At 69.1% G+C, this 13,541-nt stretch carries 15 protein-coding genes and 1 pseudogene; 8 read left to right on the forward strand and 8 right to left on the reverse strand.

The window, feature by feature from the left end; translation table 11 throughout:
• Positions 1–5: 5 nt before the first annotated feature.
• The 3 genes from AB5J50_RS48390 to AB5J50_RS48400 form a co-directional block, all read right to left on the reverse strand.
• Positions 6–743, reverse strand: coding sequence for a cyclopropane-fatty-acyl-phospholipid synthase family protein (locus AB5J50_RS48390; RefSeq protein WP_369264890.1), 738 nt, complete (start codon positions 741–743; stop codon positions 6–8).
• Between the two features lie 36 nt (positions 744–779).
• The gene (locus AB5J50_RS48395) at positions 780–1,268 is read right to left on the reverse strand and encodes a class I SAM-dependent methyltransferase (protein ID WP_369264891.1); all 489 of its coding nucleotides are present in this window, start codon (positions 1,266–1,268) and stop codon (positions 780–782) included.
• A gap of 84 nt (positions 1,269–1,352) precedes the next feature.
• The gene (locus AB5J50_RS48400; RefSeq protein WP_369264892.1) at positions 1,353–2,315 is read right to left on the reverse strand and encodes an NAD(P)H-dependent flavin oxidoreductase; all 963 of its coding nucleotides are present in this window, start codon (positions 2,313–2,315) and stop codon (positions 1,353–1,355) included.
• Positions 2,316–2,505: 190 nt separating this feature from the next.
• Here AB5J50_RS48400 and AB5J50_RS48405 point away from each other — a divergent pair, with 190 nt between their 5' ends.
• Positions 2,506–3,048 (forward strand): GNAT family N-acetyltransferase, encoded by a 543-nt coding sequence (locus tag AB5J50_RS48405; protein ID WP_369264893.1) that lies wholly within the window; start codon positions 2,506–2,508, stop codon positions 3,046–3,048.
• Positions 3,049–3,130: 82 nt separating this feature from the next.
• Here AB5J50_RS48405 and AB5J50_RS48410 read toward each other — a convergent pair.
• The 4 genes and pseudogenes from AB5J50_RS48410 to AB5J50_RS48425 all read right to left on the reverse strand — a co-directional run.
• A pseudogene (locus AB5J50_RS48410) lies at positions 3,131–3,368 on the reverse strand (hypothetical protein); the annotation flags it as partial.
• A 24-nt stretch (positions 3,369–3,392) separates the two neighbouring features.
• Entirely contained in the window at positions 3,393–3,770 is a 378-nt protein-coding gene (locus tag AB5J50_RS48415) for a leucine-rich repeat domain-containing protein (protein WP_369264894.1), read from the reverse strand.
• On the reverse strand, positions 3,751–4,962 hold the full coding sequence (locus AB5J50_RS48420; RefSeq protein WP_369264895.1) for an SMI1/KNR4 family protein: 1,212 nt from the start codon (positions 4,960–4,962) through the stop codon (positions 3,751–3,753). The genes AB5J50_RS48415 and AB5J50_RS48420 overlap by 20 nt, the downstream gene beginning before the upstream one ends.
• Positions 4,963–5,380: 418 nt before the next feature.
• Complete coding sequence (locus tag AB5J50_RS48425; RefSeq protein WP_369264896.1) at positions 5,381–5,779, reverse strand: VOC family protein; 399 nt, start codon at positions 5,777–5,779, stop codon at positions 5,381–5,383.
• 70 nt (positions 5,780–5,849) lie between these two features.
• Here AB5J50_RS48425 and AB5J50_RS48430 point away from each other — a divergent pair, with 70 nt between their 5' ends.
• Both AB5J50_RS48430 and cpt read left to right on the forward strand, forming a co-directional pair.
• Positions 5,850–5,987, forward strand: a complete 138-nt coding sequence (locus AB5J50_RS48430; RefSeq protein ID WP_327434382.1) for a hypothetical protein — start codon at positions 5,850–5,852, stop codon at positions 5,985–5,987.
• A gap of 95 nt (positions 5,988–6,082) precedes the next feature.
• Entirely contained in the window at positions 6,083–6,616 is a 534-nt protein-coding gene (cpt, locus tag AB5J50_RS48435; protein WP_369264897.1) for a chloramphenicol phosphotransferase CPT, read from the forward strand.
• A 123-nt stretch (positions 6,617–6,739) separates the two neighbouring features.
• On the opposite strand, the gene AB5J50_RS48440 is transcribed toward cpt, so the two are convergent.
• The gene (locus AB5J50_RS48440; protein ID WP_369264898.1) at positions 6,740–7,483 is read right to left on the reverse strand and encodes an SDR family NAD(P)-dependent oxidoreductase; all 744 of its coding nucleotides are present in this window, start codon (positions 7,481–7,483) and stop codon (positions 6,740–6,742) included.
• A gap of 330 nt (positions 7,484–7,813) precedes the next feature.
• Here AB5J50_RS48440 and AB5J50_RS48445 point away from each other — a divergent pair, with 330 nt between their 5' ends.
• From AB5J50_RS48445 to AB5J50_RS48465, 5 genes are all read left to right on the forward strand, one after another.
• A complete protein-coding gene (locus tag AB5J50_RS48445; protein ID WP_369264899.1) occupies positions 7,814–8,728 on the forward strand; it encodes a hypothetical protein in 915 nt (304 codons plus the stop codon).
• Positions 8,729–8,961: 233 nt separating this feature from the next.
• On the forward strand, positions 8,962–9,792 hold the full coding sequence (locus AB5J50_RS48450; protein ID WP_369264900.1) for a PP2C family protein-serine/threonine phosphatase: 831 nt from the start codon (positions 8,962–8,964) through the stop codon (positions 9,790–9,792).
• Between the two features lie 46 nt (positions 9,793–9,838).
• A complete protein-coding gene (locus AB5J50_RS48455; protein ID WP_369264901.1) occupies positions 9,839–10,846 on the forward strand; it encodes an MASE1 domain-containing protein in 1,008 nt (335 codons plus the stop codon).
• A gap of 170 nt (positions 10,847–11,016) precedes the next feature.
• On the forward strand, positions 11,017–12,657 hold the full coding sequence (gene pgm / locus AB5J50_RS48460) for a phosphoglucomutase (alpha-D-glucose-1,6-bisphosphate-dependent) (protein ID WP_369264902.1): 1,641 nt from the start codon (positions 11,017–11,019) through the stop codon (positions 12,655–12,657).
• Between the two features lie 328 nt (positions 12,658–12,985).
• Positions 12,986–13,465 (forward strand): SRPBCC family protein, encoded by a 480-nt coding sequence (locus AB5J50_RS48465; RefSeq protein ID WP_369264903.1) that lies wholly within the window; start codon positions 12,986–12,988, stop codon positions 13,463–13,465.
• The last annotated feature ends 76 nt before the right edge of the window (positions 13,466–13,541 follow it).

Genomic DNA, 13,541 nt, shown 5'->3' on the forward strand with positions numbered 1-13,541 from the left:
CCGTGTCAGTGGGATGTTTGACGCAGGATCAGGCTGACGAAGCCCCAGGTGTCACGGTAGACGCGTAGCCATTCCGAGCGCCGGGTGGTCGCTGTCTCAAGTACCTGGGAGCTGTCCGGGTCGGCAGGGTGATCCAGGGCCCATGCGGCGAGCGAGCCCCAGCAGGCCCACTCGTAGTCGTCCAGTTCGCCGCGTGTGCTGACATGGCCGTGGACAGGAGTCCACCCGTCGGCGACGACACGGTCCACCGTGGTCGCCAGGTCGGTGAAGTCCCCGAGCATCTCGATGGCTTCGGGGGAGGGCTCGCGGTCCCAGAAGCCCTCACCGATCAGTACGCGTCCCCCGGGCGCCAGATGAGTGCGTGCCGCTGCGAGAGTGGGCAGCAGGCCGCCGAAGGCGTGCGTGGCACCGACGCTGAGCACCAGGTCGAACGGGTGCGGGGAGGAGAAGCTTTCGGCTTCCTGGTGGTGGAGTACGAGGCGCTCCTCGACGCCGAGGCGGATCGCGGCATGGCGGGCGTCCTCCAGGGAGTCCTCGGAGACGTCGACGCCTTCGGCGTACAGCTGAGGGTCTGTGGCGAGCGCGCGCAGAAGCCATTCCCCGCTGCCGCAACCAAGGTCGAGTACACGCTTGCTGCCGGGCGGCAGGCCGCGTTCGAGCAGCCGGCGTACGGAGTCGTCGTCGACGGGCGACTTTATCGGGTGGTCGGCGTGGGCGACCTTGGACATCTGTTCATGATTCACCGGCGCAGCCTGGCAGCGCCGGTTGGCACACGCATCTCATTTTCGGCGGGGAGGAGTCTGGTGACTTGAGGCCGCCTTGCGGGCCAGGATCTGTAGCTCCGCCGATTCACGGTACAGCTCGCCGATCAGGCGCCGCTGGGCTTCGTTGCTGGGTATGCAGGTCAGCACCGCGAAGAGCAGGACCACGTCGATGCTCGCGTCCGCCCAGGCCGGTGTCGGCGGTAGGTCCAGCACCGCGAAGCGCATCGCGGGGTGCAGGCTGCGGGCCCGGGTGTTCATTCCTGGCGATGTATCGACGCCGGAGAGATTGTCGAAGCCCTGCTGTTCCAGCTCTTCGAGGGTTCGTCCGTAGCCGTAGCCGTAGCCGTAGCCGTAGCCGTAGCCGTAGCCGTAGCCGTAGTCGAGGATCGCGGCGCTCGGGCCCACGCCGTCCAGACACGGTCTGCGCAGCGGGTGCGTGAACCGCTTCGTCGCCGCGGCGGCGTCCCAGATTCCCCACGCACGGCCGGTTGTGGCGGTGACCACGAGCGAGCACCGGCAGGTACTTCTACGCCGGTTGCCCGTGGCCGGTGTGCACCGGTCGGGGCCGCGTCTGGCGGGCGCGCTCGGTCAGTGCCTCCCGGCTCGGGTCAGGGCGTCCTCGGCCTGCGCGCCCAGGGTGGCGACGAGGTCCGCTGCATGCGGGAGGTCGGTGATGAGGTCGACCGCCTCGCCGGCCCATACGGGCAGCGGGGGAACCTCTCCTCGTGCCACGTCGTCCTGGTAGGCCCGTTGCGCCTGGGGATCCGCGGCGAGTTCCGCTTCCCGGCCCCGCCATTGGTCAAGGTAGCGATGGCCCAGGGTGCGAGCGGTGTACCGCGAGGGCCACTGGGAGCCGCGGGCGATGTCGAGGACACGGTTGCGCTCCGTGTCCTGCCCGCGTCCCTCGACGATCGCGGTGGTGATCGACGGGTGGACCACGGCTTCGGCCGTGGCCTGGAAGCGGGTGCCGATGACCGCCCCCGCCGCACCCAGGGCCAGGGCCGCGGCCACGCCGCGGCCGTCGGCGATACCGCCGACCGCCAGCACCGGCACAGGTGCCGCCAGGTCCACCACCAACGGCACGAACGGCAAGGTGGACCGTCCGCGCCGGGAGCCGTGTCCACCGCTCTCCGTGCCTTGCGCCACGATGAAGTCGGCGCCCAGGTCCACCGCCTGCCTGGCCTCCTCCAAGTCGGTGACCTGAAGGATCAGTGCCGCGCCCGCCCGGCGGATGCGCTCGGCGAAAGGGCTCGGGTCCCCGAAGGACAACATCACCGCCCTGGGGCCGTGCTCCAGTACCCGCTCGACCGCGCCGACGTCGATCGCCCAGGTCCACAAGCCGACACCCCAGGGGCCCGTGGTGCCCTTCGCCACGATGGGCACCTCACGGGCCAGCCAGTCCGCGTCCCCGTTCCCGGAGCCCAGCAACCCGAGCCCGCCGCCGCGTGACACGGCCGCCGCCAGTTCACCACCGGCCGAACCGCCCATCGGCGCCAGCGCGATCGGATGCCGCACACCGAACAGTTTCGTAAACGCCGTCGACAACGTCATGACCATCATCATGTCCCAGGCCACCACTGAAGGTCAGCCCCCCCAGTACGCCCGCAGTACGCCCGCCGCACAGATCGCTCTCGGTGACCTTCGCGGCCGGATAACTCCCCGCCAATTGAGGTACTGGTGAGCCTTTGCCTGCCCCCGGTTATCCTGCCTCGTCCTGAACAAGCCAGGGAGGTCCCCCACCATGAGCAGCACCACATCGTCCTTTCCCGAGCGGATCGAGCTCTCGGGGGAGGGTCTCGTCCTCCGCGACTGGACGGAGGCGGACCTGGCCGCGATGCCGGAGCTGTTCGACCATCCCGACATCGCGTACTGGACGCCGATCGTCTCCCCCTTCGACGACGCGGCCGCCCGCGCACGGCTGGACCGGGACCGGCAGCTGCGGGCGGAGGGCACGACCATCCTGCTCGCCATCACCGTCGACGGCGGCGCACCGCTCGGCGAGGTGATGCTGCGGCGTGCCCCCGAGGGCACGGAGCTCGGCTACGCGGTCGGCCCGGCGCACCGCGGCCAGGGGCTGGCGGCTCGGGCGGTGCGGGTGATGGCCGCGTACGCCTTCGAGCAACTGGGCGCGCGGGAGGTGATCCTGGAACTGGAAGCCGAGAACGCCGCCAGCGTCGCCGTGGCCACCAAGGCGGGCTTCCACCTGCTCGACGTGCCGCTGATCACGGGGGAGGAGAAGGGGCGGCCCTACGCCCTGCAGACGTGGGGCCGGAACCGCCCCTGACTATCAGCCTCCACCACGAGCACCCGATCGCACGCTTACCCGCCAGTCGAGTCCGCCCTGGCGTGCGGGCGACAGGGGAGGCGTAGACCACCCGCAGGTCGACGCGGTAGTCGTAGCCGCGTGAGCCGCCGGCCAGGACTCCGTTGGTGAGCAGCGCTCCGTCGTAGGGGCCGTTCCTTCTGCCGTAGAGTCCCACGACCTTCGCCGCGACGTTTCCGCCCCAGGACTGGCCGTGCATGTACGTCCGCTTCGGGCAGCCAACTCGGATCGGAGATGAACAGGCGACGCACGTTCTCGGTGTCGGCGGCGGTCATCCGCGTGCTGACGCCGGTCACATGCCGGAATCACCTGCCGTCGGATTCGAGGGTGCCGGTCGTGCGGAGCGCGTCCCTGGTGTCGAGGCCGAGGCGGGCCGACCAGGCCAGGGCCTCGTCGAGCGGGGCGTCGTCGTCGGCCAGTCGGGCGGCGGCGAGGGTGAGCGGCGCCTTGCCCTCGTCCAGCAGGACGGTCCACTGCCGTGAGGTGAGGGACAGGTAGCGCAGGTCGGGCAGGTCGGCGAGGACGGTCACGTCGCGGACGTCGGCCCGGGAGAGGTCCAGGCCGCGCAGGTTCGGGACGGTGCGCAGCGGGGCGATGTCGATAGGGCCGGTGGTCCCCAGGTCCAGAGAGGTGAGATCGCGGTGGCCTTCGAGCGGGGTGAGGTCACCGCCGTCCAGCGTCACGCGCAGCGACTCGACGGGCAGTGTGCGAATCGGAGCCAGGTCGGCGGTGGCACAGCGGTTGAGGTGCAGTAGTCGCAGGTTCGGTCCGGCGATGAGTGGGGGTGAGATCGACGAGGCCGACGGCGTCGTTGATGTGGATGGCCTGAAGGGTGGGCGGGATCTCGTCGGGGATCTCGCCGATGATCCTGTGGGGGCCAAAGCTGCGGGCGGGCTCCAGCAGGGAGATGTGGTCGCCGTGCTCCTCGTGGGCTCCCTGCTCCAGCAACTCCAGGTAGTGGCCGAGCAGTGAGGTCACGGAGTCGGCGACGTGGGCCGGACCGTCGTCGTAGTCGCGGCCGATGCAGATGACCTGCCCGGGGCGGCCGTTCCGGGCAGGGGACAGGTCCACCGCCAGATAGTTGCCGTCCTCGCCGGTGGCGAAAGGCAGCCAGGCAGGGTGTCCGCCGCAGCGCCGGACGGTGCCGGGCGGGTCGGGGTCGAAGACGATCGAGTTCCAGGCCAACTCCCAGCCGTACCACGCCGGTTCGCGCTGGGCGGTGTGGATGGCGACCATGTCCTCCAGCGCCAGCCAGGCGTGGCGCCCGAACAGGTACCGCTGTTCGTAGTCGATGCCGTCGCCGTCGGCGATCATGTACAGCGCCCGCAGGTCGGCGGGCAGGGGCCGACCGATGCGCCGTTCGGCCTCGTCGAGTGCCGCGGCGGACGCGGGCGGCGGCAGTTGCTCGGGCCGCCCCAGGATTGCGGCGCGCCGGCGCATGTACTCCCGGAACCGCGCCACCGCCGGCTCAGGATCGCCCTCCGGGGCGGCCGTACCTCCCTCCTGCTCACAACCGGGCTGGGGGAGCCGGTAGCCGGCGTCCAGGACGGCCTGGAAACCGCCGTCCCGTCCGCGCAGGCTGGTGATCGCGTCCGTGGTCGCGACCAGTCCGTACTCGCCGGACGGCTTGCACTCGATCTCCAGGCTGGTCCGCTCCCAGCCCCGGACCTTCCTCAACGCCTCCGCCAGCTCGCCCAGTTCCGTGAAGGGACTGGGCACCGGGCTGCGCCACAGGGGTGTGCCGGGGACGGTGTAGCCGCCGGCCACCGAGACTCCGCCCCGGCCCGCCGTGCTGGTCAGTATCGCCCGCGTCCAGCCTGCCGGCGCCCTCGCGACGAGCTCCTCTACGATCCGCCGCGCGGCCCGCTCAACCATGTAATGCCCCCGTCTTGTCGTTGCTGCTGATCACCATGGCAGTGGGCACTGACAGGGCTGACCGGCCACTGTTGCTGGACCGGCGCCCGCTCCAGGGTCAGCCGTTTGACGGGGTACGTGGATCCGAGCTCAGGGCACGGAGCGGAGTGCGCGGGAGCGGCAGCAGAGAGAGGCCGCCGCCGATGCCCTCAGGGATACGGCTGAAGAGCCTTGGTGGGGCGTGGACTTGAGTCGTCGCGGTGGGGATCGGTTGGGTCGCCCATGCACTGACGATTCCCTAAAATCCGGCGAAGCCTCGTGGAACACCCTCCGGGCCACATGAACACCCACGCGCGCCCCACGAACGGGGCCCCGGATCGTGGCGTGGCCGGCGCCGTGCGGCGCCGGCCACGCGGGACCTACGGACGGTCAGCCATCGCTACTTGCTTGCCCGGCTGCGCTGGCGCAGCGAGATCTGGTTGCCGTCCGGATCCACTGCCTCGATGCGGACGCCGAACGCGTAGTCCTCCGGTTCGGACCGGTCGAATGTCACACCGCGGTCGCGAAGCACCGTGAAGTCCTTCCTCAGATCGTCCGATTCGAGGAAGACCGCACCAAGCCCGGCGCCCGGTTGCACCTCGGCCGGCTGCCCCGAGGCAGCAGCGCGCGGCCAGAGGATGATCTCGAGTGAACTGCCAGGGACGCCCACAGTCAGGAAGCGTCCTTCAGGACCCGGATAGTCGACGCGCTTCTCCAGGCCGAGCTGATCCGTATAGAACGTCAGCGCGCGGTCTTGATCGGTGACATGCAGCGTCACGTACATGATGTTTGTCAGCATCGGTGTTGTCCTGTCCGTCTAGGGGGTCGTGTTGCTTCGTCACTTCACTGACGAACCTCGACGGGAGAATGTGACGGACGGGAAGACCCTGCTGCTCGACGGCTGCGAGGAGCGCCGGCCCCGCAGCGGACCACGAGACCTGGAGCCGGACAACCCGCCCTCAAGCACTACGAAGAACCGGCCACCGCTCGGCGAGCGCGCCCTCTAAGGCGTCAGGGCGGAGGGTGCGCCGGGGTGTCGCAGCAGGGCGGGCTTGCCGAAAATCGCTTCGAACGCCGTGGCGGTTGCCTCTAGCGTGGCCTGATGACGACTCAGGTGATCGTGTTGAACGGCGGCTCCAGCTCCGGCAAGTCCGGGATCGTCCGGTGTCTGCAGGCGGTACTGCGGGATCCGTGGCTTGCCGCCGGGGTCGACTCGCTGATTGAGGCGATGCCCGCTTCCATGCAGACATCGGACGCAGGAATCGAATTCGCCGCGGATGGCGGTGTGAATGTCGGTTCGGAGTTCCGGGCGCTGGAAGCAGCATGGATGGAGGGGGTTGCCGCGATGGCCCGTGCAGGGGCCCGGGTCATCGTCGATGACGTCTTCCTCGGCGGAGCCACGTCCCAGGAGCGGTGGCAGAAGGCTTTGGGCGGACTGGACGTGCTGTGGGTTGGCGTCAGGTGCGAGAGTACGGTCGCCGCAGGCCGCGAGATCGCCCGCGGGGATCGGGGCCAGGGAATGGCCGCATCGCAGGCGGAGATGGTTCACCGGGGCGTGGTCTACGACCTGGAGGTGGACACCACGCACACGGAGTCCCTGGACTGCGCGCAGGCTATCGCCGCCCAAGTCAAGTGATCGGAAGCCTGACTGTCGGCCGTGAGGGTTCGGGAGCCGGCAACACCCTCGCCGCGCTCAGGCCGAACCGTACGGCTCGCCCGGACGGCGCCCCCATCTACGAGGTCTTGGGCACAGGACGCTTCACTGTCTGCCGTTCCTGTCACGCAGCCAGCCCTCGAATTCAACGGCGACGATGCGCTCGTCATGCACGCCGACCGCGTCGTCGGACGCCAGCCAGACGATGGGCGGGCCCATCACCGTGGGCTCCAGGAACTCCCGGCCCTCGGGCACGGTGTCGAGGGGGAGCATCCCCGTTACGGTCGGGCCCCCGGGCAGAAGCAGGTTGACAGTGACGCCCGTGTCGCGCAGGTCGGCGGCCATGATCCGGGACAGCGACTCGCTGCCGGCACGCGACGGCCCGTAGGGGACGAACCCGGCCCGGTGCATGGTCGAATCACTCACCGAGACATTGACGATGCGGCCGCCGCCGGCAGCCAGCATGCGCGGCGTGACCTCGCGGGCCACCAGGAAGTAGCCGGTCAGATTGGTCTCGATCACCGCACGGAAGCCGTCGACCGGCACCTCCCAGAAGCCCTGCGGGTGCGTCATGAAACGAGGGTTGACGGTGCGCATGCCGATCCCGGCGTTGTTCACCAGCATGTCGATGCCGCCGAGCCGCGACCACGCCTGGTCGACGGCCCTGGCCACTGATGACTCGTCTCGCACGTCCATCTCGATGCCGACCACCCCCGGCAGTTCGGCGGCGACCGAGCTCGCGCGCCGGCCGGATCGGCCGGTCAGCGCGACCGTCGCTCCCACCGTGGCCAGGGCGGAGGCCATCGCGAGCCCCAGTCCGCTCGTCCCGCCGGTCACCAGCACCTTCATCGGCTACCCCAGTCCCACGAATGGCCCCCTCGCACTCGCCGACCGTGGTCGTCGGCCGCGTTGAAGCACTCATGACCGCGACGCTAGGACTTGGAGAACGCTCGAAGTCAAGCCGCGGCGGGCATACGGGCCAACTCGCTCCACCCCCCAGCCGGGGCCGGGCCGGGGCCATGCCGGTCAGGGCTCTGGGGACCTCTTCGAGCTCTCAAGAAGTGACCGTGCACGGCATGGCTGGTTTCGCCGACGCCCCCTTCCTCACCTGCGGGTCAAGCACTACTGCTTGACGATGTACAAGGCGCCGTCCAGATCGATCGAGAGGGAACACATGCGATGACTCATACGGGGAGCACCGGCGAGAGCAACCTGAGGATCGCGAAATCCGAGGAGCGGGCCGCCTCCAGCCAGGAGGGAATGACTTCGTTCGACGAGATCTACGACCAGCCGGACCCCAGAGACTTCTTCCGCGTCCTGGGCCACTGGGACTACCAGACGCCTCGGCACGCCCAGGGGGTGTTCCGGCGCATGGCCGCCGCCCGCGCGCGAACCGTCCGCGCCACCGACCCGGTCACAGTGCTGGACATCTGCTGCTCGTACGGCATCAACGCGGCCCTCCTCAACCACGATCTGACGCTGGAAGACCTGTATGCCCACTACACGTCCCCGCAGGCAGCAGCGCTCACCACGGCTGAGCTGATCGAGTGGGACCGGGCCTACTACGCAGCACATCGGTGTTCCGACGCGGTCAGAGTGATCGGACTCGACATCGCTGCGAACGCCATCGACTACGCGCTCGCCGTCGGTCTGCTGGACGAAGGCTTCGCCGAGAACCTGGAAGTGGCTCCTCCCACCGCTGCCTTCCGGCGCGCCGCGCAGCCCACACGGCTGATCACCATCACGGGCGGAGCCAGCTTCCTGTCCCCCCGCACCTTCCAGCCGCTCCTTGCCGCCGCCCACCGACAGGTGTGGGTCGCGGCGTTCGTGCTGCGTACGGGCTCCTACCAGCCCATCGCCGACGGGCTGAAGCCCTACGGTCTGATCACCGAGAAGGCGGCTGCCCCGACGTACCCGCAACGCCGCTTCACGAGCGCGCACGAGCAGCGGCACGCCATTAACGCGGTGACCGCCCTCGGCGAGGATCCTTGCGGAAAGGAGACCGCCGGCTACTTCCACACAGCGGTACACCTGTCACGGCCCACGAACGACGCCACAGCCCACCCGCTCGCCACCTTTCTGCGAGATGTCTGAGACCGGTGCACGTAAGCGCGGACGAGCGGTGCTCGGCCTATGTGAGCACCCCACGGCTGACCGCCCGCACCCTGTTACGGACGGACGGACGGACGGACTGACTGACAGACAGCCCGCCGCCCGGGCCGGGACACACCGATGTCGGGTCACTCGCCGCCTATGTCGTTATCATCCGATAGAGAGGCAATCAGCATTTTTGCCTTGATAGTGCAGCTTTCCTCCCGGGGTGGTCGATGTCCCGCAAGCGCCCAACGGGCGACGGTGACGAGCTGCTGGCCAGACTCGGGTGGCTGACCGCTCAGGCGCGTGAACGCGCGGAGTTCCAGCGCTCACAGGTCGAGCTGGCCATCGAGCTGCAACGCGGCATGCTCCCGGGAGACATGCCGACCGCACCCGGGTTCGACGTGGCCGTCCAGTACGCGCCGGCCTGCTACGGCCTCAATGTGGGCGGAGACTGGTACGACGCCTTCAAGCTGCCCGATGAACGCATCGGTCTCTCCATCGGCGACGTTCAGGGGCACAACATCGAGGCGGCCGCGTTCATGGGGCAGGTCCGGGTCGGCCTGCGCGCGCTCGCCTCCGTCACGAGCGAGCCGGGAGAACTCCTCGCCCGGACGAACGACCTCCTGCTGTCGATCGGCGCCGGCCTCTTCGCCACCTGCACGTTCATGCGGCTCGACCCGTCCACCGGAGTGCTGGAGAGCGCGCGGGCCGGACACATCCCTTGCGTATGGGCGACGGCGGACGGAAAATCCGGCATCGCCGAGGACGAAGGAGGGCCGCCGCTCGGCATCCAGGTGGGCATGGAGTACCCGGTCACCCGGTACCGGCTCACCACGGGCGGAGTGTTCGTCCTGCTGACCGACGGTGTGGTGGAGGGGCCTTCGGTGAGCGTCGACGAGGGGCTCGACCAGGTGGTACGGCTCGCGGGCATCGCCGCCGTGGCGGGTATGTCGGCAAGCTCGCTCGCCGCCGCGGTGATCAAGGGTGCCGAGCGCGTGGGACACGAGGACGACGCGGCCGTACTGGTGGTCGGCCACGACGCGGCCGGCCGTCAACCGTAGGCCGGGCGCCACTCTCGCCTCGCCGACGTGGTGGCGTAGGTGTCTGATGGCTGCTGTGGTGGCTACACCTGAGCTGCGCCGACCGGTCGTCGTCGCTCTCCAGACGCTGGCGGTCGCGGCCTGCTATTACGCGGCAGGGCGGCTGGGACTCCTGCGGCAGCTCGTTGTCGAGGGCGCGGTGTTCACGCCCATCTGGCCGCCCACGGGCGTGGCGGTGGCCAGCTTGTTGATCTTCGGAATCCGTTGCTGGCCCGGGATCGCACTCGGTGCCCTCCTCGTCATCCTGTCCCTCACCTCGTTCGAGCCCTCCGCGATCGGCATCGTTGCGGGTAATACCGTCGCCCCGGTCTGCGCGTATCTCATGCTGCGCAAGGTGGGGTTCCGTATGGAGCTCGACCGCTTGCGCGATGGCGTCGCACTGGTGTTCCTGGGTGCCCTGGCCAGCATGCTGATCAGCGCGACCGTTGGCGTCGGCCTCCTGGTCCTCACGGGCAAGCTCGCCGCGGACGGCTTCTCGACGGTCTGGTTGGGCTGGTGGGTGGGCGACGCGATGGGTGTCCTGATCGTCACCCCCGTGCTTCTCCTGCTGTACGGGGCACGCCGGCCTCTGCACCTGTCGCGATGGAAGGAGGCGACGGCGATAACTCTGGTGGCCTGCTTCCTCGTGCCGCTGGCCACGCACAGTCCGATCAGTCTGCTGTTCCTCGTCTATCCGCTGCTGATCTGGGCGGCACTGCGTTTCCAGCTTGCGGGCAGCCTGCTGTGCGCCCTCTTCGCCTCCGTCATGGCCACCGTCGCGGCCACGGACGGGGTCGGCCCGTTCGCACGGTTGAGTGACGTCGAGCTGATGATGAAACTCCAGGCCTTCAACGGATCCATGGCCCTGACCGCGCTGCTCCTCTCCGCCGTGATCACTGAGCAGCGCAATACAAGACGCTCCGTGGAACTGGCCTGCCAAGAGCTGGTGGAAGTCCTGGAACACCTCGGGAATCCATCGGCCACGCCGCCGCGTGCGGCCGACGACGGCCGACGGCGGCAGGACGGAGCGCAGTGAGTTGCTCCAGTCGTCACACAGCAGTCTCCGCGGCTGTCCCGCGGAGGGTTCGATTGTGCCGAGAGCGCCTCCCGGCCACCTGGAGTCATCCTTCCCGCACACGGCCGCGGCGTTCGCTGAGGAAAGATGAGACCACAAACGAAGAAAAACCGATGTGGAGGTGCGGGCACATGCAGCACGAGCGAGCGGGCAGTCCGGCAGGCCCCGAGGATCTCGTCGACGTCGCCCGGTTGGTCACCGCGTACTACGCGCTCCACCCCGACCCGGCAGAGCCCGGCCAGCGCGTCGCCTTCGGCACGTCCGGACACCGCGGGTCGTCACTGGCGACCGCGTTCAACGAGGATCACATCGCTGCGACGAGCCAGGCCATCTGCGAGTACCGCGACAGCCAGGGCATCGACGGCCCCCTCTTCCTGGGTGCCGACACCCATGCGCTGTCGGAGCCCGCGAAGGTCACTGCCCTGGAGGTGTTCGCGGCCAACGAGGTGTCGGTGCTTCTCGACAGCGCGGACGGCTACACGCCCACTCCGGCGGTCTCGCACGCCATTCTCGCCCACAACCGCGGACGGTCCTCGGGCCTCGCGGACGGGGTCGTGGTCACCCCGTCCCACAACCCGCCCGCCGACGGTGGCTTCAAGTACAACCCGCCGAACGGCGGCCCGGCAGGCTCCGAGGCGACGTCCTGGATCCAGGACCGGGCCAACGAACTCATCGCGGCCGGACTCAAGGACGTACGGCGCATTCCCTACGCCAGGGCGCTGACCGCCCCCGGCACCGGCCGCTACGACTTCCTCGGCACCTACGTGGCCGACCTGCCGCACGTGCTGGACCTGGACGCGATCCGCGCGGCAGGCGTACGCATCGGCGCGGACCCTCTGGGCGGGGCCTCGGTCGCCTACTGGGGACGCATCGCCGAACAGCACGCGCTCGACCTGACCGTGGTCAACCCACTCACCGACCCCACCTGGCGATTCATGACGCTGGACTGGGACGGCAAGATCCGTATGGACTGCTCGTCGCCCTATGCCATGGCCTCGCTCATCGAGCAGCGCGACCGCTTCCGGATCGCCACGGGCAACGACGCCGACGCCGACCGCCACGGGATCGTCACACCGGACGCCGGGCTCATGAACCCCAACCACTACCTCGCCGCCGCCATCTCCTACCTGTACTCCCACCGTGAGCAGTGGCCCGCGGACACGGGGATCGGCAAGACGCTCGTGTCGTCCGGGATGATCGACCGGGTCGCCGCCGACCTGGGCCGTCGACTGGTCGAAGTGCCCGTGGGATTCAAGTGGTTCGTGGACGGGCTGGTCAGCGGCTCACTCGGTTTCGGTGGCGAGGAGTCGGCCGGCGCGTCGTTCCTGCGCCGCGACGGCTCGGTGTGGACCACCGACAAGGACGGCATCATCCTGGCCCTGCTCGCCTCCGAGATCACCGCGGTGACCGGGAAGACACCGTCGGAGCACTACGCCACGCTGACCGCTCGTTTCGGTGAGCCCGCGTACGAGCGCATCGACGCCCCGGCCTCCCGCGAGGAGAAAGCCCTCCTCGCGAAGCTCTCGCCCGCACAGGTCACCACGGACACCCTTGCCGGAGAAGCGGTCACCGCGGTCCTCACCGAGGCTCCCGGCAACGGCGCGCCCATCGGCGGCATCAAGGTGACCACCGCCAACGCCTGGTTCGCGGCCCGCCCGTCGGGCACCGAGGACGTCTACAAGATCTACGCCGAGTCCTTCCTCGGAACCGATCACCTCCGCCAGGTACAGGAGGAGGCGAAAGCCGTGGTCTCGGTGGCATTGGGCGGCTGACATACGCGTGTGATCGGCAACGCGGCGCCCAGCGCGCTCGGTGCGCGGCGTCAGCGCCTTTCCTGAGTGGGCCGACGAGGGCTGGTTCCGGTAGCAGCCCTCGTCCCCCACAGGAATGGATTCGAGCCTTCGTGGGCGCGGCCGAGAACCCCGTGGCCCTCTCCAGCCCTCAAAACTTGACCCCTACAACCCCACCATGGGTGGCACGGGTGCGGGTTCCGCCCACACGACCGATGAGTTCCGCCTCGCCACGTCGTCTGCATGTTGGGAACGTCCCCCTCCGCGCCTGCGGGAGGCCCGAGACGAGATGACAAGGAGCGTGCACACCGTGGACCAGGAGAACGTGAGCGCCACCCTGACGGTCGCCGCGCCCGCCGAGAAGGTGTTTGCGGTGCTGGCGGACCCGACGGCCCATTCCGCGATCGATGGCACCGGCTGGGTTCAGGAATCTGTCGACAGGGCGCCGCTGACCGAGGTGGGGCAGATTTTCCGGATGGACATGTATCACGCCAACCATCCCAACGGTGACTACCAGGTGGTCAACAAGGTCCAGGTACTCGACCCGCCGCGCGCCATCGGCTGGCTGACGGGACAGGAGAAGGGCGACGGTCACCTGGAGTTCGGCGGCTGGATCTGGCGCTACGACCTTGCGCCGCTCGGTCCGTCCGAGACTGAGGTCACGCTCACCTACGACTGGTCGGCGGTGCCACAGTTCATCCGCGAGCGCGGCATCCAGTTCCCGCCGTTCGGCCCTGAACATCTCACCAACTCGCTGCACCACCTGGCCGAGCTTGTCTCCGGTGGGTGATGTCGTCGACCAGGATGACCATCAGTGCCCGAGACCTCGGATGCGGACGATGCCGGCACCGGTGTGTTGCCTTGTC

It is taken from the genome of Streptomyces sp. R35 (assembly GCF_041053035.1).
Taxonomy (GTDB): domain Bacteria; phylum Actinomycetota; class Actinomycetes; order Streptomycetales; family Streptomycetaceae; genus Streptomyces; species Streptomyces lutosisoli.

What these genes read in the sequence shown, in the direction of transcription:
- AB5J50_RS48420 (WP_369264895.1), bottom strand. Translation starts at nt 4,962, where the DNA reads ATGGTTGAGCGGGCCGCGCGGCGGATCGTAGAGGAGCTCGTCGCGAGG.
- AB5J50_RS48405 (WP_369264893.1), top strand. Translation starts at nt 2,506, where the DNA reads ATGAGCAGCACCACATCGTCCTTTCCCGAGCGGATCGAGCTCTCGGGG.
- AB5J50_RS48440 (WP_369264898.1), bottom strand. Translation starts at nt 7,483, where the DNA reads ATGAAGGTGCTGGTGACCGGCGGGACGAGCGGACTGGGGCTCGCGATG.
- AB5J50_RS48400 (WP_369264892.1), bottom strand. Translation starts at nt 2,315, where the DNA reads ATGACGTTGTCGACGGCGTTTACGAAACTGTTCGGTGTGCGGCATCCG.
- AB5J50_RS48445 (WP_369264899.1), top strand. Translation starts at nt 7,814, where the DNA reads ATGACTCATACGGGGAGCACCGGCGAGAGCAACCTGAGGATCGCGAAA.
- AB5J50_RS48450 (WP_369264900.1), top strand. Translation starts at nt 8,962, where the DNA reads ATGTCCCGCAAGCGCCCAACGGGCGACGGTGACGAGCTGCTGGCCAGA.
- AB5J50_RS48425 (WP_369264896.1), bottom strand. Translation starts at nt 5,779, where the DNA reads ATGCTGACAAACATCATGTACGTGACGCTGCATGTCACCGATCAAGAC.
- AB5J50_RS48455 (WP_369264901.1), top strand. Translation starts at nt 9,839, where the DNA reads ATGGCTGCTGTGGTGGCTACACCTGAGCTGCGCCGACCGGTCGTCGTC.
- pgm (WP_369264902.1), top strand. Translation starts at nt 11,017, where the DNA reads ATGCAGCACGAGCGAGCGGGCAGTCCGGCAGGCCCCGAGGATCTCGTC.
- cpt (WP_369264897.1), top strand. Translation starts at nt 6,083, where the DNA reads ATGACGACTCAGGTGATCGTGTTGAACGGCGGCTCCAGCTCCGGCAAG.